Origin of the sequence: Aeromonas sp. S11(2024) (genome assembly GCF_041402345.1) — a bacterium.
Taxonomy (GTDB): Bacteria; Pseudomonadota; Gammaproteobacteria; order Enterobacterales; family Aeromonadaceae; genus Aeromonas; species Aeromonas veronii.
This window is the reverse complement of sequence record NZ_JBGLRC010000002.1, coordinates 77,898-103,028: the sequence shown is the minus strand read 5'-3', so window position 1 is coordinate 103,028 and position 25,131 is coordinate 77,898. Positions and strand designations below refer to the sequence as shown.

The 25,131-nt window shown below is 58.8% G+C and carries 20 protein-coding genes; 7 read left to right on the top strand and 13 right to left on the bottom strand.

What is annotated here, in order from left to right; genetic code table 11:
- The first annotated feature begins 32 nt into the window (after positions 1–32).
- Complete coding sequence (locus tag ACB040_RS02290) at positions 33–818, top strand: substrate-binding periplasmic protein (protein ID WP_371153084.1); 786 nt, start codon at positions 33–35, stop codon at positions 816–818.
- Between the two features lie 88 nt (positions 819–906).
- Here the strand turns inward: ACB040_RS02290 and ACB040_RS02285 are convergent, their stop codons facing one another.
- From ACB040_RS02285 to mscM, 10 genes are all read right to left on the bottom strand, one after another.
- Positions 907–2,031: a M20 family metallopeptidase gene (locus ACB040_RS02285; protein WP_319920067.1), complete on the bottom strand. Its 1,125-nt coding sequence runs from the start codon at positions 2,029–2,031 to the stop codon at positions 907–909.
- A 25-nt stretch (positions 2,032–2,056) separates the two neighbouring features.
- A complete protein-coding gene (locus tag ACB040_RS02280; RefSeq protein ID WP_005335063.1) occupies positions 2,057–2,524 on the bottom strand; it encodes a YjiG family protein in 468 nt (155 codons plus the stop codon).
- Entirely contained in the window at positions 2,521–3,249 is a 729-nt protein-coding gene (locus tag ACB040_RS02275; protein ID WP_005335061.1) for a nucleoside recognition domain-containing protein, read from the bottom strand. Before ACB040_RS02275 ends, ACB040_RS02280 begins: the two co-directional genes overlap by 4 nt.
- Positions 3,250–3,501: 252 nt before the next feature.
- Positions 3,502–3,858 (bottom strand): fumarate reductase subunit FrdD, encoded by a 357-nt coding sequence (frdD, locus tag ACB040_RS02270; protein WP_040066869.1) that lies wholly within the window; start codon positions 3,856–3,858, stop codon positions 3,502–3,504.
- 10 nt (positions 3,859–3,868) lie between these two features.
- Positions 3,869–4,267 carry a hypothetical protein gene (locus tag ACB040_RS02265; RefSeq protein ID WP_005335058.1) on the bottom strand — a complete coding sequence of 133 codons (399 nt, stop codon included), beginning with the start codon at positions 4,265–4,267 and terminating at the stop codon, positions 3,869–3,871.
- A gap of 16 nt (positions 4,268–4,283) precedes the next feature.
- Complete coding sequence (locus ACB040_RS02260) at positions 4,284–5,018, bottom strand: succinate dehydrogenase/fumarate reductase iron-sulfur subunit (protein WP_005335057.1); 735 nt, start codon at positions 5,016–5,018, stop codon at positions 4,284–4,286.
- Positions 5,011–6,795 carry a fumarate reductase (quinol) flavoprotein subunit gene (frdA, locus tag ACB040_RS02255; protein ID WP_005362288.1) on the bottom strand — a complete coding sequence of 595 codons (1,785 nt, stop codon included), beginning with the start codon at positions 6,793–6,795 and terminating at the stop codon, positions 5,011–5,013. The genes ACB040_RS02260 and frdA overlap by 8 nt, the downstream gene beginning before the upstream one ends.
- Positions 6,796–7,304: 509 nt before the next feature.
- Positions 7,305–9,182 carry a methyl-accepting chemotaxis protein gene (locus tag ACB040_RS02250; RefSeq protein ID WP_005335052.1) on the bottom strand — a complete coding sequence of 626 codons (1,878 nt, stop codon included), beginning with the start codon at positions 9,180–9,182 and terminating at the stop codon, positions 7,305–7,307.
- A gap of 153 nt (positions 9,183–9,335) precedes the next feature.
- Positions 9,336–10,019 carry a glycerophosphodiester phosphodiesterase gene (locus ACB040_RS02245; RefSeq protein WP_338772273.1) on the bottom strand — a complete coding sequence of 228 codons (684 nt, stop codon included), beginning with the start codon at positions 10,017–10,019 and terminating at the stop codon, positions 9,336–9,338.
- Between the two features lie 24 nt (positions 10,020–10,043).
- Positions 10,044–13,325 carry a miniconductance mechanosensitive channel MscM gene (gene mscM, locus ACB040_RS02240; protein ID WP_021229779.1) on the bottom strand — a complete coding sequence of 1,094 codons (3,282 nt, stop codon included), beginning with the start codon at positions 13,323–13,325 and terminating at the stop codon, positions 10,044–10,046.
- 155 nt (positions 13,326–13,480) lie between these two features.
- On the opposite strand from mscM, the gene ACB040_RS02235 reads away from it, so the two are divergent.
- On the top strand, positions 13,481–14,818 hold the full coding sequence (locus ACB040_RS02235) for an MATE family efflux transporter (RefSeq protein WP_371153083.1): 1,338 nt from the start codon (positions 13,481–13,483) through the stop codon (positions 14,816–14,818).
- Positions 14,819–14,891: 73 nt separating this feature from the next.
- On the opposite strand, the gene ACB040_RS02230 is transcribed toward ACB040_RS02235, so the two are convergent.
- Entirely contained in the window at positions 14,892–15,713 is an 822-nt protein-coding gene (locus tag ACB040_RS02230; RefSeq protein WP_100653144.1) for a peptidoglycan DD-metalloendopeptidase family protein, read from the bottom strand.
- A 302-nt stretch (positions 15,714–16,015) separates the two neighbouring features.
- On the opposite strand from ACB040_RS02230, the gene ACB040_RS02225 reads away from it, so the two are divergent.
- On the top strand, positions 16,016–16,795 hold the full coding sequence (locus ACB040_RS02225) for a BPSS1780 family membrane protein (protein ID WP_371153082.1): 780 nt from the start codon (positions 16,016–16,018) through the stop codon (positions 16,793–16,795).
- A 66-nt stretch (positions 16,796–16,861) separates the two neighbouring features.
- On the opposite strand, the gene ACB040_RS02220 is transcribed toward ACB040_RS02225, so the two are convergent.
- A complete protein-coding gene (locus ACB040_RS02220) occupies positions 16,862–17,761 on the bottom strand; it encodes a LysR family transcriptional regulator (protein WP_323969334.1) in 900 nt (299 codons plus the stop codon).
- A gap of 126 nt (positions 17,762–17,887) precedes the next feature.
- Between ACB040_RS02220 and ACB040_RS02215 the strand changes: the two genes are divergently transcribed.
- The 4 genes from ACB040_RS02215 (at position 17,888) to oxyR (ending at position 22,338) form a co-directional block, all read left to right on the top strand.
- Entirely contained in the window at positions 17,888–18,748 is an 861-nt protein-coding gene (locus ACB040_RS02215) for a Vmh family MBL fold metallo-hydrolase (RefSeq protein ID WP_371153209.1), read from the top strand.
- A 75-nt stretch (positions 18,749–18,823) separates the two neighbouring features.
- A complete protein-coding gene (locus tag ACB040_RS02210) occupies positions 18,824–19,468 on the top strand; it encodes a DsbA family protein (protein ID WP_338772269.1) in 645 nt (214 codons plus the stop codon).
- A gap of 176 nt (positions 19,469–19,644) precedes the next feature.
- Positions 19,645–21,282: a methyl-accepting chemotaxis protein gene (locus tag ACB040_RS02205; RefSeq protein WP_021229786.1), complete on the top strand. Its 1,638-nt coding sequence runs from the start codon at positions 19,645–19,647 to the stop codon at positions 21,280–21,282.
- A 156-nt stretch (positions 21,283–21,438) separates the two neighbouring features.
- Positions 21,439–22,338 (top strand): DNA-binding transcriptional regulator OxyR, encoded by a 900-nt coding sequence (gene oxyR, locus ACB040_RS02200; RefSeq protein WP_058055639.1) that lies wholly within the window; start codon positions 21,439–21,441, stop codon positions 22,336–22,338.
- Between the two features lie 49 nt (positions 22,339–22,387).
- Here oxyR and ACB040_RS02195 read toward each other — a convergent pair whose 3' ends face one another.
- A complete protein-coding gene (locus tag ACB040_RS02195; RefSeq protein ID WP_371153081.1) occupies positions 22,388–24,859 on the bottom strand; it encodes a penicillin-binding protein 1A in 2,472 nt (823 codons plus the stop codon).
- Positions 24,860–25,131 lie beyond the last annotated feature (272 nt).

The window sequence follows — 25,131 nt, the reverse complement described above, 5'->3', positions numbered from 1 at the left end:
TGCAAGAGTGATAAACAGTCCGGGAGCGGGAGATGACACGAGCGGGAACATGGTGGGCGGGATTGGCGATGGCTATCTTGTCCCCCGCGCTATGGGGGCAAGAGCCGCCAGTGAAGATCTGTCTGGGGGAGGGCAACGAGTGGGCCCCCTTTACCTACTGGGAGCGCAAGGACGGTGTGCCCGATACCAGCCGCCTGACCGGTTCGGCGACGACGCTGGTGCTCGATGCATTGCAACAGAGCGGGCTCTCGCACCAGATCCGCTATCTGCCCTGGGCGCGGGTGCAGCAGGAGCTGGCGGATTATCGCCAGAATGGTCTGTGCGAGCTGACCTGGGATGCCAGCTACAAGCCGGAGCGGGCCGAGTTTGCCTTCTACAGCGTTCCCCTCTACTACACCCACCTCGGTTTCTTCTATCTCAAGCGCCGCTACCCCGAACCGCCGGATCTGCAGACGGTCAATCGCTCCCGGGTGTGCGGGGTGATTGGCTACAACTACACACCCTACGGGCTTGCGCAGGAGCCACGCCGGGTCAAGCAGTTGCAGCAGGCGCTCGATATGCTGGAGCGGGATCGCTGCGACTTTCTGCCAAGTGAAATCGAACCTCTGGTGGCAGGCATCAGCCTTGGCATCTACCGCAGCGAGAGCGGGTTGCTCAATCTCGCCCTGCCCAGCCGCAAGGGATTCTATCTGCTGGTGAGCAAGGGCTCCCCCCGCGGTCACCAGCTGGTGAACATCCTCAATCAGTCGCTGGTGGCATTTCAGGAAGGGGGGCATACGGATGAGGTGATGCGCCGCTTCTTGCCGCCGATGGAGTAATAGCGAAGGGGTGCTGTCATTCTGGGGAGCAGATAAACAGAGGGCCAGCCGGTGCAAACCGGCTGGCCCTTTTTTACGTGAGAGCTTGTCAGGCCGCCAGACGGGTCAGTACCTTCACCAGCAGCTCGATGCGCGGGGCAATGCTGGCCAGATCCAGATACTCCTCGTCACTGTGGAAACCGGCACCGATGGGGCCCAGACCATCCAGAGTGGGGATGCCGAGGGCGGCGGTCAGGTTGGCATCGGAGCCGCCCCCCACCTCCTGCCAGCTGATCGGCAGCCCCAGTTCGGCGCCACACTCCTCCACCAGCTGCATCAGTGCCTGAGTACCCTCAGACGGCACCATGGCCGGTTTGTGGGCCTCGCGGGTCAGCTGGATGGTGACGCCGTTCAGATGCGGCCGCTCGGCCAGGGTCAGCAGATGATCGTTGATCTGGTGGTACTCCTGATTGTCCCAGAAGCGGACATCCACCACGGCGCTGGCATGGGCCGGCACTATGTTGGCGCCGTTGCCCCCCTCGACAATGCCGATGTTGAGGGTGGTGCCGCTCTCGAAGTTGGTCAGGGCGTTGATAGCCAGGATCCAGTGGCCCAGCTCGGTGATGGCGCTGCGCCCCTTCTGTGGTTCGTTGCCCGCGTGAGCAGCCTTGCCGGTGAAGTCGATGCGATAACGGGCCATCCCCTTGCGCGCCTTGACCAGCGAGCCATCGGCGCGGGCCGCTTCGGCCACCAGCACCTGTTTTGCCTGTTTGGCCACCGTTGCCAGCCAGTCGCTGGAGTGGAGGGAGCCGATCTCCTCATCCGGGTTCATGCAGACGCAGATGCTCAGGCGATCGCGCACCTCGCGGGGCAGTTCACGCAGGGCATAGACGATGTTGAGCAGGCCGGATTTCATGTCGGAGACACCGGGGCCGTAAGCGCGCTCACCATCTACGCTCATCGGGCGGGCGGCGGCGGTGCCGAGGGGGAAGACGGTATCCATATGGCCGATCAGCATTACATCGATCTGTGCCGCATCAGGCTGGTTGCGGATCTCCAGTCCCACACCGGCGGCGCCGCAGTCGACCCGCTTGATCTGCCAGCCGCCCATCGCCTCATATTTGGCCGCCATCAGGTCGGCCACTGCCGCAATGCCCGGCTGGTGCAGGGATCCGCAATCCAGATTGATCAGCGGGGCCAGTTCGGTCAGGTATTGATCCAGAGAAAAAGTCATTGCTTGCTCCACTATCAGGTTCGGGTCAGAGAAGGATGTTCATCACCAGCATGGCGCCGAAGGCGTTGAGTACCGAGATGGCGACCATGATGGGGATGTAACGCCCTTCGGTGCCGATGCAGCCGAGGATGCGGCCCATGTACTGCACCTGTGAGCCCATCAGGTAGATGGCTGGCGCCAGAATGGCGATGTGGGTGCCGTTGAGGATCCCCTGATCGAACAGGGTGATGACCACACCGACTGCGCCCCCCATCGACATCCAGGCGCCGATCAACACGGCTGCCGCCTCACCGGGCAGGCCGAAGATGGCCATGACGGGGGAGAAGATGGCGCCCATGGCATCCAGCGCGCCGGTGATCTGCAGCGCCTTGATGATGACGAAGGCCATCAGTACGTTGGGTACGGTGGAGGTGGTGGCGATGACCCAGCCCTTCTTGGCCCCTTCGACGAAGATATCGGTGACGATGGGTTTCTTGATGTTGGCCTGGCTCATTTGGCTTGCTCCTGAGTGTTGAGGGTCTGCTGGGTGTTGTTATCGGTCTGCTTGCCTTCGCTCATATTGAGGTAGACCCGGAACAGGTTGGCCCCGACAAATTTGAAGGCGAACATCACTATGACTGCCAGACCGATGGAGGAGCTGACCGCAGGGCTGCCATCCGCCAGCGTCAGGGTGAACAGCACGGCGCCGGAGGAGAAGAAGTTGACGATGGTGGCACCAGCGGAGAACTGGAACATGGTGAACACATCGGTTTCACGCTTGGTGATGAGCCCTTCATCCTTGAGCTGACGGGTCATGGCGGCACCAGCATCTGTGCTCTGCAGGGAGGCGATCAGCGCCAGACCGGTATTACCGGGGATCCCCATAAGTGGACGCAGCAGCGGGGTCAGCAACTTGCGGGCCGCTTCCAGCGCGCCGTAGTGCTCCAGCACATTGATCATACCGAGGGCAAACATCACGGTGGGGATCAGGGTCAGGGCAAACAAAAAGCCATCGCGAGCGCCGTTGCCCCCTTTGCCGCGCATGTCGGTCATGGCGGTCTTGATGCCGTCACCATTCTCGCTGACGCTCTGGACCATGGTACCGAACGAACCGTTCAGCGTGGTGAAATCGAATACCCCGTACCACTCGCCGGATTGCAACAGTCCGGAGAAGAAGACCACGGCGAAGGCCAGTGCCAGGTAACTGCCTATGCTCACCGAGCGTGTTTTGTCTGTCATTAGCTAGCTCCATATGAATAATTATTTAATCTGAATAATTATAATTGATATGGATGTCACTAAATTGATGGTGGTCAAAATGGTTTGCTACAAATGACGAATGTATTGGGGTTATGTGACTGTGATCGCCATATGCTTGGACGATAATCTGGTTTTTATCGAATTGTTTGAGTGAATAAAAAGCAGGGGCGGGATAGCGGGGCAAAAAAAAACCGGGCACTTGGCCCGGTTTGGTCAATCAGTCAGATGTGATTACTGGAGTACCAGCACCATCAGCAGGCCGACGGTAATGGCAGATACCAGGAAGGCAAAGCCATAGAACACATAGTGGTGCAGCTTGGTGGTGTGGATCCCCAGATCGTGCAGACCGTGGTAGATACGGTGCATACCGTGCCAGACTGGCAGGGCGATGATCACCAGCAGGATGCAGGCACCCCACCAGGAGCTGGCGAACGCGTGCACGCGGTCATAGCTCATGGTTTCCACGTCCATGATGCCCATGGGCACCAGCAGACCGGTGATGAGGACAATGACCGGCAGCAGCATGGCAACGACCATGCCACCCGCACCAAACAGACCCCAGTAAATTGGTTCGTCAGAACGTCTCATTGTTTTCTCCTCAGGCCACGATGATCAGGACAAGCAGGGACACCACCGCCAGCGCCACATACTGGGCGAGAACGATCGGCTTCTCCGGTACCAGGTCTTCACCACGGAAGATACGCATGGCTTTCGGCGCCAGGGCGAACCAGGTTTTGGCATGGAACAGGCAAGCCGCCAGAGCGACGACATGGAACAGGATGGCGATCGGGCTTTGCAGGGATTCCAGCCAGCCGTTGAACGCTTCCTGACCCTGAACCAGGCGCATCAGGCCCCACATCAGCACAACGGCGTAGATGGAGACGAAGATACTGGTGCCTTCACGGATCATGTAACCGGTGTAGAAGGCGTTCTTCAGCCACCAGTCTTTCTTCATTTCGCGGACGTAAGGTTTACGTTTGCTATCAGTGTTGTTCATGGTCTCAATCCTGCTCTCAATCTGGCTTGAACATGGCGATCATGTAGTCCTTGGCGCTTTCGACCTTGCCAAGCTGGATGGCCGCCGCCGGATCGACGCCCTTCGGGCACACTTCGGAGCAGTAGCCCACGAAGGTACAGCCCCAGACGCCTTCGTCCTGGCTGATGATGCGCATACGCTCTTTGGCGCCAGCATCACGGTTGTCGACGTTGTAGCGATAGGCCAGAGCCAGTGCCGCCGGGCCGGTGAACTTCTTGTTGATGCCGTACTGCGGGCAGGCCGCGTAGCAGAGACCACAGTTGATGCACTGGGAGAACTGCTTGTACTGCGCCATCTGGGCCGGAGTTTGGATGTACTCGCCATCACACAGGCTGCGCGGCTCGCTCGGGATGATGTACGGCTTGATGCTCTCCAGCTTCTCGATGAAGTCGGACATGTCGACCACCAGATCGCGCTCGATCGGGAAGTTGTTGAGCGGCTCGACGGTCATCTTGCCCGGCAGATAGTCGCGCAGGAACGCCTTGCAACCCAGCTTGGGCACACCGTTGACCATCATGCCGCAAGAGCCGCAGATCGCCATTCGGCAGGACCAGCGGAAGCTCAGGGTAGAGTCCAGGTGATCCTTGATGTACTGCAGGGCGTCCAGCAGAGACATCTCTCTCTGGTATGGCACCTGGAAGGTTTGCATCCAGGGCTCGTTATCCTGTTCCGGACGGTAGCGCAGGATCTCAATTTCAATCATCTCAGCCATTCTTCTTAGCCTCGTCTTGTTTCTCACCCTCGGAGCCGTACACGCGTTTTGCCGGCTGGGACTTAGTGATCTTCACATCGGAGTAATCGATGGAGGGCGTTTCGCCATTTTGGTAGAACGAGAGCGTGTGCTTGAGGAAGTTCACGTCATCGCGCTCTTCGTAACCATCCAGACGCTGGTGGGAACCGCGGGACTCTTTACGATTGATGGCGGAGTGCGCCATGGCTTCAGCCACGTCCAGCATGTAACCCAGTTCGATGGCGTACAGCAGATCGGTGTTGAAGACAGAGGACTTGTCGTTGATCTTGACCTTCTTGTAACGGGCTTTCAGCTCGTTGATCTTGTCGATGGTGCCCTGCATCAGCTCTTCGGTACGGTAGATACCGACACCGGCTTCCATGGACATGCCCAGTTCGTTGCGGATGTCTGCCGGGTTTTCAGTACCGTCTACGTCCATCAGGGAGAGGTGCTGCTTGATGAGCGCCTCGGCCTTGGCGGCCAGCGCTTCGGTGTTGCCATGCTTCTGAGTCTTGGCAAATTCACCTGCCTGCTCACCGGCCAGCTTGCCGAATACCACGATCTCGGACAGGGAGTTGGAACCCAGACGGTTGGCACCGTGCAGACCGACGGAGGCACATTCGCCCGCGGCGTAGAGGCCGGGCAGACGGGTGGCACACTTGTTGTCAGTCTCGATACCACCCATGGTGTAGTGGGCAGTCGGACGTACCGGGATAGGCTCTTTGGCCGGATCCACGTTGACGTAGGCTTTGGCCAGTTCGCAGATGAACGGCAGACGCTCTTTCAGGTACTTCTCGCCAAGGTGACGCAGGTCGAGGTGAACCACATCGCCCATCGGGCCCTGAATGACGCGGCCTTTCTGCTGCTCTTGCCAGAATGCCTGGGAAACGCGGTCGCGCGGACCCAGCTCCATGTATTTGCTCTTCGGCTGGCCGATCGGGGTTTCCGGGCCCAAGCCGTAGTCTTGCAGGTAGCGGTAGCCATCCTTGTTCAGCAGGACGCCACCCTCACCACGACAACCTTCGGTCATCAGGATGCCGGTGCCCGGCAGACCGGTCGGGTGATACTGGACGAACTCCATATCACGCAGCGGTACGCCGTGACGGTAGGCCAGTGCCATGCCGTCGCCGGTGACGATGCCACCGTTGGTGTTGTAGCGATAGACACGGCCAGCACCGCCGGTTGCCACGATCACGGATTTGGCCTGGATGAAGCGGGTGATACCGTTCTGGATGTCGAAGGTCAGTACGCCCTGGACACGGCCGTCGTCCACGATCAGATCAAGGCAGAAATGCTCGTCGAAGCGCTTGATGCTCGGGTATTTGACGGAGGTCTGGAACAGGGTGTGCAGAATATGGAAACCGGACTTGTCTGCGGCGAACCAGGTACGCGGAACCTTCATGCCACCAAACGGACGCACGTTGGCTTTACCATCCGGCTTGCGGCTCCAGGGGCAACCCCAGTGCTCCAGCTGGATCATCTCTTTGGTCGCGTTGTTGACGAAGTATTCCACTACGTCCTGCTCGCACAGCCAGTCACCACCGGAGACGGTGTCGTTGAAGTGGTTTTCGAGGGAGTCGTCATCACGGACGACACCGGCGGCGCCGCCTTCGGCAGCAACCGTGTGGCTGCGCATCGGGTAAACCTTGGAAATCAGGGCGATGTCCAGGTCTGGCTGTGATTCGGCTATAGCGATAGCGGCGCGTAAGCCGGTACCGCCAGCACCGATGATGGCCACATCGGTCTTGATAATATCCACATCTGCCTCCTTAGGGATAGATTTGCTGGGCACGATTTTGCTCTATGAAAAAAATTCAGGCTTGATGCAAGTCAAACTGCTAGGTTTTATTCCCTTTTTATTGGTTATTTTTCTATAAAACACCCAAATCCCTGGATGAAAATGTCGTTATTATCGTCATTTTTTGGTGTTACTGAGCAGTTGAACACCTAGCTACGAGTACTTTAACTTCTGGATTGTACGTAGTTTTCTTTCAATAAAATGCGAATCACCTCTCTTTTTAGGTACTCGCGAAAAAAATTTTAAGTTTTTTATTGTAATTTTTTAATGAGAATTATTGGCATTTATCTATTCGGATAGAAATAGGTAATCCGAAATGCTGCGGTGACCACAGCGGTGATCTGATAATTCCAGACGAATCACAAGGATTTCAAGGCGGGGTATTTGGCGGGTAATGTGAGATTACTCACTGAAAATTAAGCGCTATTTAGAAAAATAAAAGGGGCCTGTACGGCCCCTTTTGCTCATCCTCAAATGCGGAACATACCGACCTGATTGCTCAGTTCACCCGAAATATTTTTAAGTTGTTCAGAGAGATGGCGTGAGCTGTCTGCATCCACTGCCAGTTCGTCCGAGACATCTTTCACCGCCTGAATGTTGCGGCTTACCTCATCGGTGACGGCCCGCTGCTCTTCAGCCGCGCTGGAGATCTGGGTCGCCATGTCGGAGATCTGGTTGATCGAGGTGGTGATCTGCTCCAGCGCATGGGTGGCGTTGTTGGCGTCATCCACGCTGTTCTGGGCCAGCAGCTGCCCTTCGTGCATGGTGCTGACCGCCCCCTGGGTATTGCGTTGCAGGGTTTCGATCATATTGCGGATCTCGACGGTGGAGCTGTGGGTACGCTGTGACAGGACGCGCACCTCGTCGGCAACCACCGCAAAGCCGCGACCCTGTTCACCGGCACGTGCCGCTTCGATGGCGGCGTTGAGTGCCAGCAGGTTGGTCTGCTCGGCGATGCCCTGAATGGTGGAGAGGATGGTGTTGATCTCCTGAGCGTTTTTCTCCAGTTCCTGAATGATGTTGGAGGCCTGTTCCACCTGGGTAGCCAGATCGGTGATGGAGCGCTGGTTGCGGGCGATCACCTGCTTGCCATGCTCGCAGCTGCTGGAGGAGCTGCGGGCCGCTTCGGCGGTCTGCTCCGCGTTGCTGGCGACCTCGACTGCGGTGGCCGACATCTCGTGTACCGCAGTGGCGATCTGGGAGATCTCGTTTTGCTGGCGTGCCAGCCCCTGATTGGCCTTCTCCGCCATGCTGTGGGAGGACTTGGCCTGCTGGTTGAGCTGGCCGGAGGAGTTGGAGATATCCTGCACCATCACATGGATCCGCTCGATGAAGGTGTTGACGTGTTTGGCAACCGCGCCTACTTCGTCCTCACGTTCAATCTTGATGCGGCGAGTCAGATCGCCGTTGCCACGGGAGAGATCGGCAATCGCTTCGCCCAGGGTTTTCAGAGGGGCCAGCGAGCCGTTGATGGCGACATAGGAGAAGCCTGCCACGATCAGTATGGTGATAAGCCCCTGAATGAAAGAGGAGGTAACCATGCGGCGTACCGACTGGTAGGCGATCTCTTCATCCACCATCATGCCGTAATACCAGTTGGTATTGGGAATGGCATTAAAGTCGTAGACCTCTTTCTTGCCGCTGATCACCAGCTCGTTGATCATGCCGTCATGGGCGACCTGATTGATGTAGGCCGCAGTCAGTTCCGGTGCCAGAGCGGTGGCGGATTTCAGGCTCAGGGAGGCATCGGGGTGCGCGATGATGGTGCCATTGCTGTCCACCAGCATGGCGTAGGTTCCCTCGGTGGTGACCGCCAGAATATCCGAGATCAGTGAGCTGATGGAGACGTCACCGGCGATGACCCCCTGGGTATTGCCACGCTGGAACGGCTCGGCAATGGTGACAATCAGCTGGCCGGTGGAGATGTCGGCATAGGGGGCTGTAATGACCAGCTTGCCTGCGGCGGCCGCGTCCTTGTACCAGGGGCGTTGACGTGGGTCATAACCGGCGGGCAAATCGGTTGGTTTGCTCTGGATCATCTTGCCGTCTGCGGTACCGGCATAGACCAGGTCGAAGCCACCGGCATTCATGGACTGGGCCAGATGACTGATGGGCTCGTCTTCTTTGGCGAATGCTTCCTTGGTGGTGCTGACCATGCTGATCCGGGAGTCGACCCAGCGGGAGATCCCCTTGACGTTGGCCATGGAGCTTTCGTCGATGATGTTCCAGACCAGTCGCTGGGTCTCGCTGCGCAGTTGCGAGGTGTTGTACCAGACCTGCAGGCAGGTGATCACCAGAATGATGACCCCGATAGCCAGAACAAGCTTGTTTTTAATGGATAAGTTCATAGTTACATCCTTGTGAGCGTCAGTCTGAAGTGTGTGGAATCTAGTTATTGTTATGAGCCTCTGTTTATCGGCTGAAGTTGAACTCTTTGTATCCCGGTCAGCTATTTAAAGTTAGTGCCTAAATCAGTGGTTATCCATGTGCGTATCGCCCCCTCACTGCGTCAGAAAACGATCTGGTCGATTGGTGAAGATTCCATCGACCCCCATGCTAGAGAGCGTTTCATAATCTTCTGGATAATCAACGGTATAAACCAGAACTTTGAGCCCCCGGCGATGTGCATCATCGACCAGCGCGGCGTCGATGAAATCAACATCGCAATTGATGGACCAGGCCCCCAGCTTGTCGGCAAACTGCGCCAGGTTGAGCGGCAGGTTGGCGGTCAGGGCACCGAGCCGGATATCGGGCCGCAAGGCGGCAAATCGGGCCAGCTCGGGGTGATGGAAGGAGGAGACCACCCACTGGCCGGGGGTAAAGCCCAGCTCGGCCTCTGCCCGTCGGGTCAGGGTTGCCACCGCATCGGCGGTATGAGCCCCCTTGAGCTCGATATGCAACTCGCAGCGTCCGGCGATGATCTCCATCACCTGCCACAGGGTCGGGATCACCTCTCCTTCACCTGCATCGAGCTGCTCCAGATAGGAGCGGGATTGCTCGGTCAGCACCCCCTTGCCATTGGTGCAGCGTTCCAGCCGCCGGTCGTGGAAGACCCACAACTCGCCATCGGCCGCCTGTACGTCGATCTCGATGGCTGACGCTCCCAGCTCCAGCGCTTTGGCCATCGCCTTGAGGGTGTTCTCCGGTGCCAGACCGCTGGCGCCACGATGGGCAATAATCTGCATGTTCTGCTCCTTCTACCTCGCGGATCAGCCGCGGCTCAGGTGAATGTCGATCTGTTGATGGGGCAGGGTAAGTCCCTGCTGCTGCATCTTCTCCAGCACCAGCGAATGAACCTCGTGAGTGATGGGCATTCGGTGATCCATGTTGTTGACGTAGAGGCGGATCTCGTAGATCAGTGCCGAGTCGGTGAATTCGATCAGGAAGACCTCTGGCGTCGGCGTTTCCAATACCAGGGTCGATGCCTGGATGGACTCTTCCAGAATGCGCTGCACCAGTTTCGGATCCCGGGTCAGGCCGATCCGGATCCGCAGTTTGACCCGAGTGATGGCATCTGAGAGCGACCAGTTGATGAACTGCTCGGTGATGAAGGCCTTGTTGGGCACGATGATCTCCTTGCGATCCCAATCCACTATGGTGGTTGCCCGTGTCTTGATCTTGGTGACGGTGCCGGTGAGATCGCGAATGGTGACGGTGTCACCGAGCCGGATCGGCTTCTCAAACAGGATGATGAGGCCGGAGACAAAGTTGGCGAAGATCTCCTGCAGACCGAAACCCAGCCCCACCGAGAGGGCTGCGACCAGCCACTGGGTCTTCGACCAGTCGATGCCCAGCATGGAGAAGCCGGTGAGGGCGCCGATCAGGATCACCAGATACTTGCTGGTGGTCGTGAGGGCAAAGCCGGTACCCGGGGAGAGGCTGAGGTGTTGCAGCAGGGTCAGCTCCATCAGCCCCGGCAGGTTGCGGGCTGTCACCACGGTCAGAATGAAGACGAAGGCGGTCAGCATCAGATCCTGCAAGGTGATGGCCGAGAGCTGCTCGATGCCGCCAATCTTGCTGCTCACCTGCCACACCTCGATATTGCTGAGGAAACTGAAGGCGGAGTTGAGATCCGACCATTGCACCACCACCAGCATGGTGAAGCCCAGCATCAGCAGGGTGCGCACCAGTCCCAGCGACTGGGCGCTGATGGTATCGAGATCCAGCTCAGTCTCTTCCACCACGTCCGGGGTCTCGGAGCTGAGCTCGTCATGCCCCTCTTCCCGGCCGCGCTGGGCCAGGATCTCGGCCCGCTTGCTCTTGGCGCGCTCGAAGGCGAGGCGGCGGCGCTGGATCAGCATCCAGCGTCTGGCCAGATAGTAGACCAGCAGGCAACCCAGCCCCATCAGCAGGCTAAGCTCCAGCTGGCGCAGCAGGGTGCGCGAGGTATAGAAGTAGCCAAACAGGGCGCCAATCACCGCCAGCAGCGGCGCCAGCATCAGGCTATTCCAGATGAAGTGGTGCAGCAGATGGGGCTTGGTCATGTCGGTCTGGCCCCAGGTGAGCGGCAATCGCTCCCGGTTGAGGCGGGCGAAGAAGAGCAGCAGCCAGAGTGCACCGATCATGAAGGCCATCCGGCCGAGGGAGTCGTAGAAGGCGTGCTCCTGATAGCTGTTGGCCATCCCCTGCACAAAGAAACTCGGGATCAGCACCAGCAGCAGGGTGCGAAACTGCCCCCACACCTTTTGCACCTGTTCCCGGGGCCAACGGAAGTGGTGGATCAAAATCCCCCGCTCCAGCGTCAGGTGGCGGGCCATCACCAGTGCCAGCAGCAGAAACCAGATCTCGCCAAGGCCACGCGCCACCGCCACCGCAAACGGGTATTGCCAGGCCCCTTCGAGCAGGCCGCGCACCATCAGCACCATGGCGGGCAAGGGGAGGGCGGCAAGCAGGGAGCGCAGCAGCAAGCGGCTGGTGAGGCTGAATTTGTCCTGGGTCACCTTGCCGATCCGTGGCGCAATATGGTCGCAATAGAGGCTCAGGTGACGGGCCAGTTTGAACCAGCTCCAGGCCAGCACCAGCAGCCCAATACCGGCTAGCGTGAGGCTCAGCGGGCTGTTTTCGGCGATGGCGTAGGGCAGTTGCAACCAGTTGTCCGGGTTGAAGGCCAGGGTCAGCGCGGCGGGAATGCCGAGCATGACCTGCGGGGTAAAGGGGCGCACATCCGGCATCCAGAACAGGTGGCTGGCGCTTATTTCACGGATCTCGTCGATCTTGCTGTTCTGGCGGCTGTAGAGCAGCTTGAGACGGGTCTGCTCCTGAATGAGGGTGTCTGAGGCGTCGTTGAGCCGGGTCAGCAGCTGGCGCCGGGCCTTGAGCAGGTTGTCGAGCACCGCTTGCTGTGGCCGATCCAGCGTCACCTCCTCTTCGGCCATCAGCTTGTCGCGCAGCTGGCGGGTATCCTTGAGCCCATCCTGCTCGCTCTCGTACTGGTACTTGGCCATACGGGCGCTGACGATGGCGGACTCCAGCTTGTCGAGGGGAAACTGGGGAGGCAGATCGGAGAGTTTGCTGCGCAGGTTCTCGCCGTAGGCATTACTGATCTGCAGCCACTCCAGCTGTTCGCGTACCGAGTTGACCAGCTCATTCAGCTCAAACAGATTCTTGTCGACGCTGCGCTGCTCGTCCTGCACCCGCTCAATCTGATCCTCCAGCGTGCCGAGCTGGATGGAGAGCGCCTGATTCTGCTGTTGCTGCTCCAGCAGCAGCGGCATGTCGGTGGTGAGCTGCTTGCGCAGCCGTTCGCTCTCCTCCAGCGCCTGCTCGGTCTTCTCCCTACGCAGCTGGTTCTGCTGGGTCAGCAGGCTGGCTTGCCACTCATCCTCGTCGGCGATGGCCAGATTGAGCTCCTGCAGTTTCAGCTTGCCGAGATCGTTGCGCTGCTGGGCCGAGAGCTGCTCCAGCTCCAGCATCTGGATCCGGTCGGAGAGGCTCTGCTCTTTCATTCTGGTCAGCAGCAGTTGTGCCTCCTGCTGGCGATCCGATTCGCTGCTGAAGCTCAGTCGCTCCAGCTGGCTGCGGGTCAGTTGCAGCTGTTTGCGCAGATCGTCCACCCGCAGGTGATACTCCTGACCGGTGCTCTCCAGCTGGTTGAGGCTGTCCATCACCCCCTGCCGCTCCTTGCGCAGGTTGAGCTGGCGGTTGCTGCTCAAGCCTATGGCCTGGCGCAGCGCCTCCTCCTTGAGGCTCGCCAGCGGCGGGCGAGCGGCGGGCTGATAGTTGTGCAGGCTCTCCTTGAGGCGTGCCGACTCCTTGGGGTAATCGATAAGGATCTGCTGATAGGCTTTGCTCTGCTCCCGATAGCGCTCGGCCTCTCTGGCAAATTGCAGCGCCTGCTGGTAGCTCTCCCGCAGCTTCTGGTTTTCCGGGGTATCGCTCTTGGGCACGCTCTGCAACAGGGATTCGGCCTGGGCAATGGCATCGTCGGCGCGCACGGCTGGCGGCAACAAGATAAGAGAGAGCAGCAAGAGGGTGAGCAGGCGTTGCAACATGAGGCTCGTTTCCGTTCAGAAGAGGTGGCCCTAGCCTAAAACAGGGCAGGGAGGCGGGTAAAGCAGTCTATATTAATGATTCATAACACAAATAACAGGAAGTCGTGCTGCCGTTTCGCTATGATCCCGGCCGCTTTCTCTCCACCGAGTCGAATATGTCAGCTGTTGATCTGGGCACAGCCCCGCTATCTCGCCTTTTCTGGCGTTACGTAACCCCGACCGTGGCGGCCATGCTGATCACCGGCATCTATGTCACCATCGATGGCATCTTCGTTGGCCATGTGCTGGGTCAGGATGGGATGGCCGGTCTGATGCTGGCTTATCCCATCTGCGCCGTGCTCTATGCGGTGGGGGCGCTGATCGGCATGGGGGCCTCGTCGCTGGTCTCCTTCTATCTGGGGCAGGGCAACCCGGCCAAAGCCCGCCATATCGTCGGCAATGCGCTGATGATGGTGTTGCTGGCCTCGGCACTGCTCAGTTTTATCGGGATCCGTTATGGCGAGCCCATGCTGGCCTGGATGGGGGCGGAGGGGGAGATCTTCACCGCCGGGCTCTCCTACCTGCAGGCCTACGCCTGGCTCGGCGTCTTTGCGGTGCTGTCGATGGCGTTCAGCTCGCTGCTGCGCAACGATGGCCGCCCCGGGTTTGTCACTATCATCATGGTGGTCGGGGGGCTGCTCAACGTGCTGCTCGACTATCTGCTGATGGTGGTGTTTCCGTTCGGACTTGCCGGGGTGGCGACGGCCACTATGCTCTCCCAGGCAGTGACGGGCCTCGCTTGCCTGTGGCACTTCTTCACACCGCGTAGCCAGTTGCGGATAAGCTGGGACACCTTGCGCCCCGATCTGCGGCTGATGGGCGAGACGGTGCGCCTCGGGGTCTCCAGTTTTCTGATGTACCTCTATCTCTCGGTAGTGCTGGCGCTGCACAACAAGGCGTTGCTGGCGGTGGGTACTTCGCTGCATGTGGCGGCCTACGGGGTGATCAGTTACACCGAGGCCTTCTTCTATCTGGTGTTCGAGGGGATCGCCATGGGTATCCAGCCCATCGCCAGCTTCAACGCGGGCGCCGGTCACTGGCGGCGGGTGCTGCGGATCCGCAATCTGGCACTCGGAGTGACGTTGGGGATCGCCCTATCCGCGATGATCCCGCTCTATCTGTGGCCGGAGGCGGCGGTCTATCTGTTTGCCGGCGACAACGCCACCCTGCTGCCGGTGGCGAGTCTCGGGATCTGGCTCTACTTCTGGGGGCTGCCGATGGAGGGCTTGCTGCTGGTGGGGGCTACCTACTTCCAGGCCATCAATCGGGCTCGCATCGCCTCCCTGCTCACCGGCGGCAAGCTGGTGCTGATCGGCGGTTTCTTGTGGGGATTCTCGACCCTGTGGGGCGTGCCCGGCGTCTGGCTGGCATTGCCAACGTGCAGCTCGCTGCTGGTGTTGGTGATGTGGCGTGCGATGCGTCGGGAGTCCGGCGCCCACGCGCTGGCCGGATAGGTAATCAGGCTCGACGTGCAGATAGCAGATAGGCAGCCATGGGCTGCCTGTTTTGTTAACGGGCTCTGCCGATTCAGGGCTTGAAGGCACCGATAAAGATGGCGGGATCGACCCGGGTGTCGTTGAGGCTGACGTTCCAGTGCATATGGGGGCCGGTAGCGCGGCCGGTCGAACCGACTCGCCCGACGATGCCGCCACGCGGCAGGCTCTGACCGAGCTTCACATCGATCTTCGACATGTGGCAGAACATGCTGATGAGCCCCTGACCGTGGTCGACAAAGACGGTATTGCCATTGAAGAAGTAGTTGCCGATCAGGATCACCTTGCCGGCGGCGGGGGACTTGATCGGGGTGCCGGCGCCCACGGCGAAGTCGAGGCCGGAGTGGGGGTTGCGCTCCTCGCCATTAAAGAAGCGACGCAGGCCAAACGGGCTGGAGAGGGGGCCGTTGACCGGCTTGTCGAACATCAGGTTGCTCGGCTGGTTGGGGCTGAAGGTCTGGTAAGCTCGGGTTTGCTCCGCCAGCTCGCGGTTGATACGGGTCATATCTTCGGCGAGCGGATTGACCTGACGGCTGTTCTTGAGCTTGATGTGCTGCTCGCGGTAGTGCTTGGGGGTCACGGTGAAGTCGAGAGTACGGCCATCACCTGTGGTCAGTTGCTGGGCGCCGGGCGTGCTTTTCAGAGAAATGCCGACGATGGCGATCCACTGGTTGTCTTCGCGCACTACCAGCACGGGTTTGTCGTGATAGCGGGCCGTGGGGGCAGTGGGTGACGCGCCAAGAGGGATCACCGCAACGCCACCCGGCACCGGATGGTTGAGCAGGCGACTGATAAAACCCTCGGCCAGGGCTGACTGGCTGGCCAGTAACAACAACAGACAACACACAACTCTCATGACGATACCACTCGATGTTAAAACGCCCGGGATGGCGGGATGACAACCCCCTGTCCGGCATTCGCCGATCACTAAAGGGTGATCACGACATGCTGGCCACGACAGGCGCGGCTGGAGGAGGGGACAGATTGTGCCTCGTTATGGTCGGGGCAGCCAGTGGCGGGGCGTGGCTGACGCCCCTTTTGTGCATAGCTGCGTCAGGTTTTATGTCGTGGTCGGGCCGCTTCGCCATTGAGTCGCCCCCGCCCTGGCTCTAGAATCGGCTTCCGGCACTGATGCCACCGATACTCCGAGGAGACGATATGAACGGATTACCCCCTTTGCGCACCACACCGGCTCGGTACACGACAGGTCGTGGCTGGCTCTGGGTTCGCAGCGGGTTCGATATCTTCAACAAGGGGATGGGGATCAGCGTAGCCATGGTGCTGGTCTGGTTTATGGTGGGCATGCTGCTGGAGCAACTGCCGGCGGGTGGCCTTATCTCCCAGCTGCTCTACATGGTGTGGGGCGCGGGTTGGGTGGCGGTCGCCGCTCGGGGTTATCGGGGGGAGCCGCTGCAGTTTGCCGATCTCTTCGCCGGTTTTCGCCACAAGTTGACCCCGCTGATGCTCGGTGGTCTGCTGGTGTTGCTGCTGTTCAGCCTGGTGGGCCTCGTCTGTCTCGGTCTGCTCTCCATGTGGGGGCTGCTCCCGCTGCTGACACAGGATCCCGAGAGCATGGTGGTCTCAGCCAGCCAGTTGCAACAACTGCTGCTGGTATTGCTGGTGGGGATGCTGCTCATCATTCCCGTGCTGATGGGGGTCACCTTTGCTCCGGCGCTGATCTACCACCACGATATCGGCATCATCCAGGCGGTACGGCTGAGCTTCTTCGGCTGCTGGCGCAATATGTGGCCCTTCTTCTGGTGGGGGCTGCTTTCAGCTATTTTGCTGCTGTTTGGCGCGGCGCTGCTGCTGGTGGGTCTGCTGGTGGTGATCCCTGCACTAAACTACTCCATCTATGTGGCTTATCGGGATATTTTCCTGGACGAGAGTGCGCAGCCGGAAGCGCCGCACTCAGAACCATTCGGATTTGAAGCCTGATCAAGGGATCAGAGTGAAGAAGGGGCCCGCAGCGGCCCCTTCTTCATGATCGGGTTTGAGGTGTGTTCACTCCTGCCAGATGGGATCCGCCGCCATGCGGGCCAGCAGAAAATCGAGGAAGCTGCGCAGTAGCGGCGACATCTGTTTGCGGGTGGCATACACCCCGTAGACCCCGAGCCGCTTGGGTTGCCAGTCGGTCAGCAGGGGCACCAGTTCCCCGCGCTCCAGATAGGGTTGTGCCGAGTAGCGTGGCTGCAGGCTGATCCCTGCGCCTTCCAACGTTGCTTCCAGCAGCAGGTTGGAGATATTGGCGCTCAGGTTACCGCTGACCGGCACTGACTCGGGACCCTCCGGTCCATTGAACTCCCACAGGCTCTTGCCGAAGTAGGTGTAGGTGAGGCAGTTGTGCAGCGCCAAATCCTGCACCTTGTGTGGCATCGGATGACGGGCCAGATAGGCCGGGCTGGCACAGACTACCGAGTGGCAGGTGCCGAGACGGCGCGCCACCAGATTGGGGTCGAGGTCGTTGGTGATGCGCACCGCCAGATCGATCCGCTCCTCTACCAGATTGACGGTTCTGTCGAGCAGCAGAATGTCGATGGCCGTCCCCGGGTATTGCGCCAGATAGTCGTTGGCGGCCCCGACCAGCAAGGCTTCTGACAGGGAGTAGCTGCTGGTGACCCGCAGTTGTCCCTTGGGGGCGTCATCCCCCTTCACGGCGATCTGCTCCATCTCTTCGCCGAGTGCCAGCATGGCGCGGGCCCGGTTCAGCGCCTCCTCTCCTGGCCCTGTCAGGCTCAAACGACGGGTGGTGCGGTGCAGCAGGCGGGCGCCCATCCAGCTCTCCAGCTCGGCCAGATAGCGCGACACCATGGCGCGCGACATATCCAGTTTCTCTCCGGCGCCGCTCAGGCTCCCTTGTTCGACTACGCTGACAAAGACCCGTAATGCGGTCAGTCGATCCATGTATGGCTCTCTATATGTTCGATATGTGCAACAGTGATGCGCTTTTTATGCTGTATTTGCACCTTAAGTGATCCAATACACTGTGTCCATCAGATGAACCCCCGAATACTTAATGAGGAATAGATGATGAACAATACCCTGATCCGCAACCTGACTCTGGCGACCACCCTGTTGAGTGGCGCCGTACTGGCCGCCCCCCTGAGCGTGACCGTCTACAACCCTGGCGAGAAGGCGATCTTCCCGGTCTCCTCCTCACTGGTGACCGGTGACAAAGAGGCCATCCTGATCGATGCCCAATTCGACGTGCAGAATGGTCAGGCACTGGTCGACATGATCAAGAAGAGTGGCAAGAAGCTGACCACTGTCTATATCAGTGCCGGTGACCCCGACTTCTACTTCGGTCTGGAGCCGGTCATGGCGGCGTTCCCGGATGTCAAAGTGCTGGCCGATCAACACGTGGTTGACCACATCAACCAGACCAAGAATGCCAAGCTGAGCTATTGGAGCCCGATCCTCGGCAAGGGCGCACCGAAGAGCCTGACCGTGCCGCAAGTGATGACCGCCAGCCACCTGACGCTGGATGGCGAGAAGATTGAGATCAAAGAGATGAACACCCCGAATGCCTACCTCTGGGCCCCTTCCATCAAGACTGCTTTTGGTGGTGTACCGGTCTACCACGGGGTGCATGTCTGGATGGCGGACAGCCAGACCAAGGCGGCCCGCAGTAACTGGGTCAAGGCGCTGGACAACCTGCTGGCCCTGAAACCCGAGCGCGTGGTACCGGGCCACTTCCTGGGGACTGCTCCCAAAGGCACTGCTGCTGTGACCTTTACCCGTGACTATGTAGAGCGTTTCGAACAGGAGCTGGCCAAGGCGAAAAACTCCGGTGAGCTGATTGAGGCTCTGAAGAAGGCCTATCCGGCACTGCCGGTTGACGATGGTCTGGCCATCGGTGCCAAGGTCAATACCGGCGAGATGAAGTGGTAAGCCACTGAGCCTGCTTTCCCTGTGTTTTTTTACCGGGCCTAAGGGCCCGGTTTTTTATCCGAGATTGAAGTGAGAATGAAGATGAGCGAACAACAAACCACCCTCCATTATGTCTATGACCCGCTCTGTGGCTGGTGCTACGGTGCCGCCCCCCTGTTGCAGGCGGCAGCCACCATTGCCGGACTCAAGATCGAGCTGCATGCGGGCGGCCTCTGGATGGGTAGCCGCCGTCAGCCGATGGGCGAGGCATTGCGTGATTATGTGCGCCCCCATGATCAGCGGATCGAAGCGCTGACCGGCCAGCATTTTGGCGAACGCTACTTTAACGAACTGCTGCTGCGGGAAGGCCGTCTGCTGGACTCCGAGCCGCCGATCCGTGCGGTTTTGGCCGTCACGGCGTTGGGGGGCGATGGGCTGGTCATGTTGCACCGGATCCAGCAATCCCACTATCGGGACGGGATCTGGATTGGTGAGCCGGCATTTCTCGCCACGCTGGCGGCAGAGCAGGGGATTTCAGCCGAGGAATTCCAACAAGTTTATCTGCAGGCCCCCTTGCTGCAACATCTGGCAGATAGCCAGGGCTGGATGAAACGGCTGGGCGGTCAGGGTTATCCTACTTTGGGTATAGAACGAGGGGGAAAACTCGAAAGGATAGAGGTCAACCAGTATCTGGGGGAGCCGGAGTTGCTGATCCCACGACTGTTGCGTGCAATAGAGTAAACCGTTAATAGTCAGCGGTAGTTAAAGTGGTCATCTCTGCGTGTCGATAGCGATATATGGTGCTTATGCAAACTACAAAAGCACAGCTCTACGGCTATGCTCAATTACAAAAACATGAACACATAGCTCCTATCAAAACCGACATTAAACGATGACACGCAGTTAAGGATGAATCTATGCTCCAGAATATGTCCATAGGCCAGAAGTTGAGTACTGGCTTTGCGGTGCTGGCACTTTGCGTATGCCTGCTTGCCGGGTATGGCGTCTCACGACTGTCGTATCTCAATCAACAAAACACTGTATTGGCAGAGAACCTTATCCCTTCTGTTCGCTATGCAAGTCAGATGCATATCGCACTGCTTGATGCTCGGCGTTTCCAATTATCTATGGTGATCGCGATGGGCTACAACGACAGTGCGGATATTGAACGAACCCAACAAGGTGTGATGGATTCAAAGGCACGTTTTGAGCAGGCTGCGGCTAATTACGGCGGATTGGCTTTTAATGCTGCTGATGAAGAGCAAACCTTTAACGCGTTGAAGACTGCCGGAAATGCCTTTTTTACAGCGCATGACCCGCTATATCAGGCGGTGAAACAGAGTAGTGACAAGACAAGAGAGATTTTGCAAGGGAATCTCAGAACCACGCTGGAGCAGGCAACAAAATTAACGATGGATTTGCGTGAGATAAATGAGCGTATTGGCAAGGAGATGGATGCCCAAGGTGAAGAGGCATACACCAGCTCCAAATTCCTCAGTATCTTGACTGGCGCAGCGACTCTCATTTTCGTGGTGTTGATTGCATGGTATTTGAGTCAGCAAATCAAACGACCCGTTAATCGCTTGCTGGAACTTGTTGGTAGCGTCGCGGCTGGTGATTTGACTCATCGTGTGGAGTTGAATGCGTTTAATCAGGATGAATTAGGACAACTGGCGAAAGGCTTTGCGCAGATGCAAGAAAACTTGCGCAAACTGGTTGGGGAGGTATCCGGTTCTGTTGTACAGATGAGCTCTGCGGTAGAAGAGATCAGTGCCGTAGCAAGGCAGTCAGCCAACAATATGAATGCTCAGCAACATGAGCTGAACCAGCTGGCGACGGCGATGAACGAGATGCAAGCCACGGTGCAGGAGGTCTCTCGCAATACCAGTGATGCGGCCAGTGCCGCCACCTCGGCCAGTGAGACGGCCGAACTTGGTGCGCAAACGGTGAATGACTCCATTCAACGTATTGAACGGGTCGCCGGTGCCATCGAGAGTACCGCGGTGGTGATCCGCCAACTGGGCGATGACAGCCGCAATATCGGCATGGTGCTGGAGGTGATCCGCGGCATTGCCGAACAGACCAACCTGCTGGCATTGAACGCCGCCATTGAAGCGGCCCGTGCCGGTGAGCAGGGGCGGGGGTTTGCGGTGGTGGCCGATGAGGTGCGTACTCTGGCCAAGCGCACTCAGGACTCCACCTCCCAGATCAACACCATCATTGCCGAGTTGCAGCAGCGTGCCGAACAGGCGGGCAGTACCATGCAACAGAGTCAGGAGCTGATGAACACCACGGTTGCTACCGCGCGGGAAGCGGGCGAGTCTATCTCCCAGATCAGTGGCTCGGTCAGCAGCATCTCCCACATGAACATCCAGATTGCGACAGCCACCGAAGAGCAGGGGGCGGTGAGCGAGGAGCTCAACCGCAACGTGGTCAATATCAGCCATGCTTCCGAAGAGGTGGCCGCCGGTGCCACCCAGATGGCTCAGGCGTGCAACGAGCTGAACCATCTGGCAACCCAGTTGCAGGATATGGTGCGCCGTTTCAGGGTGTAATCCCTCGGCGAGTCAAACAGCCCGATTACCGCAAGGTGATCGGGCTTTTCTGTTTTGGAGAGGTAGCCAGATAGGTTCACCGCGAGCGGATGACTTGTCCAGCCGGACGATATTGTGCATGCTGATGGCCCATTTTCCAGGCAGGACTCTTGCTGTATGAATCTTCGCGATCTCGAATATCTGGTGGCGCTGGATGAGGAAAAACATTTTCGCAAAGCTGCTGAACGCTGCTTTGTCAGTCAACCCACCCTGAGCGGCCAGCTGCGCAAGCTGGAAGATGAACTCGGGGTCATTCTGATCGAACGTACCTCGCGCAAGGTGCTGTTTACTCCGGCTGGCGATGCCATGGCCCATCAGGCGCGTCGGGTGCTCAAGGAGGTGCGCGAGCTCAAGAGCATCGGTCAGCACTTCTCCGAGCCGATGTCCGGGGAGATCCATATCGGTTTTATTCCGACCGTGGGCCCCTACCTGTTGCCCCGCATTATCCAGACCCTGCGTGAGCGTTTTCCCCAGCTGGAGTTTTACCTCTATGAGGAGCAGACCCAAACCCTGCTCAAACGGCTGGAAGAGGGGGAGCTGGATTGCGTCATTCTGGCCGAGATGCCTGGGATGGAGGGGTTTGGTTCAATCCAGCTCTATCATGAGCCGATGTGGTTGGCGGTGCCTTGCCATCACCCCGAAGCACAGGCCAAACAGGTGCCGCTTGGTAATCTCAAGGGCAAGAAATTGCTGATGCTGGCCGATGGCCACTGTTTGCGGGATCAGGCGATGGGATTCTGTTTCGCCGGCGGGATAGGTGAGGATCAACGCTTCAAGGGCACCAGTCTGGAGACGCTGCGCAACATGGTGGCCGCCGGTAGTGGCATGACCCTGGTGCCAAAGCTGGCCGTACCTGCCGATCATGATGAGGGCGGGGTGAGCTATCGACCTGTGGTTGACCCTGTGCCAGGGCGTACCATCTCGCTGCTCTATCGCCACTACTCGGTGCGTCGCCCCTGTTTCAACGAGCTGGCCGCCTCGATCGCCACGCTGATGAGCAAGCAGTTGGCCCAATAAAAAAACCGGCAGCCAAGGCTGCCGGTTTTGCTTCTGCCGCGAGAGCAGCTTAGAAGATATCGTCGGTTGAGACAGGCCCTTCTACATCGGGGTTGTCACCGCCGTAGACCTGATTGCCATCCGAGCTCGGTGCTGCGTAGCGGGTCGGCTCGGTCCCTTCCTTGAAGTATTCGTCGGTGCCGCCACTGGTTGCCAGCAGGCCGGTTTCGCTATCAATCTTCACTGTCATGATCCCCTCGGGAACCGGCATTTTGTGCTCCGGCAGCTTTTTGAGGGCGACTTTCATGAAGTCGATCCAGATAGGCTGCGCGGCGCCACCGCCAAACTCGGCACGGCCAAGGCCACGCTGGTGGTTGTCAAAACCGATCCATGAGGTGGCAACGATGTCCGGGGTGTAGCCGGAGAACCAGGCATCCCGCGATTCGTTGGTGGTACCGGTTTTACCGGAGATGTCGTGACGTTTCAGGTCGCGGGCTGCACGCCAGCCGGTACCACGCCAGCCGTTGCCACCCCAGATAGCTGTGCTCAGGGTGTCGGTGATCAGGAACGCACTCTGGGCACTGATGGTATGCGGGGCAATGGTTGGCGCGAGAGGGGTCTGCGTGCCATCTTGTGCGGCTCCATCAACAGTTGGCTCCGGCAGTGTGCTCTGCTCGGGTGCGGCCTGCTGTTCGCAGGTGGTGCAAGCAATAGCAGGATTGGCCTGATAGAGGGTGTTCTCCAGGCTGTCGGTCACTTTGTCGATGAAGTATGGGGTTACCAGGAAGCCACCGTTGGCCAGTACCGAGTAACCACGCACCACTTCGAGAGGGGTGAATTCGGCAGCGCCCAGCGCCAGCGACTCATGGGGAGAGATGAAGTCGCGGGGGAAGCCAAAGCGGGTCAGACCGTCGATATAGGTATCCAGACCGATGGCGCGCATCAGTCGAACCGACATCACGTTCTTGGACTTGGCCAGACCCAGACGCAGCGGGGTGGGGCCATCATAAACGGCCGGGGAGTTCTTGGGCTGCCACATGGGCCCTTTTGATAGATCCCACTGGTTGATCGGCGCATCGTTGATGAGCGACGCCAGGGTATAGCCATGCTCCAGCGCGGTCGCATAGAGGAAAGGCTTGATATTGGAACCGATCTGGCGACGCGCCTGATCGACCCGGTTGAATTTGGAGAGTTCGAAGCTGAAACCACCGACCAGTGCTTCCAGCGCCCCATTTTTCGGGTTCATGGCAACCAGCGCGGCATTCACATCCGGAATTTGGGCCAGCAGCAACTCTTCGCCCTCTTCCCGCACCCAGATCTGGGCGCCGACTTTCAGCACATCGCGCGTCGATTTCGGGGCATAGCTCTGACGGTCGTCGGTAATAAAGGAGCGGGCCCATTTAATGCCGTTCCAGCCGAGCTCTGCTTCCTTGCCATTCTTCAGTACCAGCGTGGCGCTGCGATCACCGAGCTTGGTCACGACCGCCGCCATCAGCGGATCATAAGTGGGTTGTTTGCCAAGGTGAGCGACGATCTGCTCGTAATCCCAGGCTGTCTCGCCAGCCTTCCACAACTGAGCCGTCGGGCCACGATAGCCGTGGCGCATATCATAGGCAAAGACGCCATCCAGCAGCGCCTGTCTTGCCGCCCGCTGACGTTCGGCAGAGACGGTAGTGTAGACGTGCAGGCCCATGGTGTAGGCATCTTCACCGAACTGCTCGACCATCTTCTGGCGCACCATTTCCCCCAGATAGGGGGCGTGCAGGGTCACTTCGGCGCCGTGAAAACGGGCCTTGATCGGCATCTTGGACGCTTCGTCAAACTGGGCTTGGGTGATCTTGCCGGTTTCCAGCATCCGGCCCAGCACAACGTTGCGGCGCGCAAAGGCGCGCTCGGGGGAGCGGATGGGGTTGAGCATGGAGGGGGCTTTCGGCAGACCTGCAATGATGGCGATCTCGTCCAGCCCCAGATCCTTGACCTCTTTACCAAAGTAAACCTGTGCCGCAGCACCGATCCCGAAGGAGCGATAACCGAGGGGGATCTTGTTGAGGTACAGTTCGAGGATCTCGTCTTTTGAGAGATTCTGCTCGATCCGCCAGGCCAGGAAGACCTCCTTGATCTTGCGGATGATGGTCTTCTCATTGCTCAGGAAGAAGTTGCGGGCAACCTGCTGGGTGATGGTACTGGCCCCCTGACGGGCATGACCGGAGACAGCCCAGACGGATGCAGCTCGAATGATGCCAATCGGGTCAATGCCCGGGTGCTCATAGAAACGTGCATCTTCGGTCGCCAGTACGGCATCGATCATGGGTTGCGGAATTTCGTCCAGACGCAGCGGAATGCGACGAATTTCGCCATATTGGGCGATCAACTCCCCATCCCGGCTGTAAACCCGCATCGGGGTTGCCAGCTTGACGTCACGCAGTGCGGTGACATCGGGCAGTTGGGGTTTGATATAGAAGTAGATACCGATGAGGCTGGCGACACCCAGCACTGCACCCAGCATCATGACAATAAACAGGCGAACGAGCCATTTCAGCATGGAAGAACTACCAATCGTCTTAAAATTAGCCAACGGGCGCAGAGTATAGCCCTTTTGCCATCGGGAATTCGAGGTTTTCCTGTGGCGAGCCACCCACCTCAAAAGGATGCGAGAGGTTAGCACTACGGGGAGCAATAACCAAGGAGGGCCACTTGCCATGAAGAAAGCGAGATGGGTCACTTTTCGACATAAACTTTATGACATTGATAGTTAGAGCATTTAGGATGAGTGAAGCACTCCTCTGATCGGGTGTCCTACACTCTGTTCAGGAA

What these genes read in the sequence shown, in the direction of transcription:
- frdD (WP_040066869.1), bottom strand. Translation starts at nt 3,858, where the DNA reads ATGAGACGTTCTGACGAACCAATTTACTGGGGTCTGTTTGGTGCGGGT.
- ACB040_RS02245 (WP_338772273.1), bottom strand. Translation starts at nt 10,019, where the DNA reads ATGCAGATTATTGCCCATCGTGGCGCCAGCGGTCTGGCACCGGAGAAC.
- mscM (WP_021229779.1), bottom strand. Translation starts at nt 13,325, where the DNA reads ATGTTGCAACGCCTGCTCACCCTCTTGCTGCTCTCTCTTATCTTGTTG.
- ACB040_RS02260 (WP_005335057.1), bottom strand. Translation starts at nt 5,018, where the DNA reads ATGGCTGAGATGATTGAAATTGAGATCCTGCGCTACCGTCCGGAACAG.
- ACB040_RS02205 (WP_021229786.1), top strand. Translation starts at nt 19,645, where the DNA reads ATGCTCCAGAATATGTCCATAGGCCAGAAGTTGAGTACTGGCTTTGCG.
- ACB040_RS02290 (WP_371153084.1), top strand. Translation starts at nt 33, where the DNA reads ATGACACGAGCGGGAACATGGTGGGCGGGATTGGCGATGGCTATCTTG.
- ACB040_RS02285 (WP_319920067.1), bottom strand. Translation starts at nt 2,031, where the DNA reads ATGACTTTTTCTCTGGATCAATACCTGACCGAACTGGCCCCGCTGATC.
- ACB040_RS02265 (WP_005335058.1), bottom strand. Translation starts at nt 4,267, where the DNA reads ATGAACAACACTGATAGCAAACGTAAACCTTACGTCCGCGAAATGAAG.
- ACB040_RS02250 (WP_005335052.1), bottom strand. Translation starts at nt 9,182, where the DNA reads ATGAACTTATCCATTAAAAACAAGCTTGTTCTGGCTATCGGGGTCATC.
- ACB040_RS02195 (WP_371153081.1), bottom strand. Translation starts at nt 24,859, where the DNA reads ATGCTGAAATGGCTCGTTCGCCTGTTTATTGTCATGATGCTGGGTGCA.
- ACB040_RS02230 (WP_100653144.1), bottom strand. Translation starts at nt 15,713, where the DNA reads ATGAGAGTTGTGTGTTGTCTGTTGTTGTTACTGGCCAGCCAGTCAGCC.
- ACB040_RS02235 (WP_371153083.1), top strand. Translation starts at nt 13,481, where the DNA reads ATGTCAGCTGTTGATCTGGGCACAGCCCCGCTATCTCGCCTTTTCTGG.
- ACB040_RS02280 (WP_005335063.1), bottom strand. Translation starts at nt 2,524, where the DNA reads ATGAGCCAGGCCAACATCAAGAAACCCATCGTCACCGATATCTTCGTC.
- ACB040_RS02275 (WP_005335061.1), bottom strand. Translation starts at nt 3,249, where the DNA reads ATGACAGACAAAACACGCTCGGTGAGCATAGGCAGTTACCTGGCACTG.
- ACB040_RS02215 (WP_371153209.1), top strand. Translation starts at nt 17,888, where the DNA reads ATGAACAATACCCTGATCCGCAACCTGACTCTGGCGACCACCCTGTTG.
- oxyR (WP_058055639.1), top strand. Translation starts at nt 21,439, where the DNA reads ATGAATCTTCGCGATCTCGAATATCTGGTGGCGCTGGATGAGGAAAAA.
- ACB040_RS02220 (WP_323969334.1), bottom strand. Translation starts at nt 17,761, where the DNA reads ATGGATCGACTGACCGCATTACGGGTCTTTGTCAGCGTAGTCGAACAA.
- ACB040_RS02225 (WP_371153082.1), top strand. Translation starts at nt 16,016, where the DNA reads ATGAACGGATTACCCCCTTTGCGCACCACACCGGCTCGGTACACGACA.
- ACB040_RS02210 (WP_338772269.1), top strand. Translation starts at nt 18,824, where the DNA reads ATGAAGATGAGCGAACAACAAACCACCCTCCATTATGTCTATGACCCG.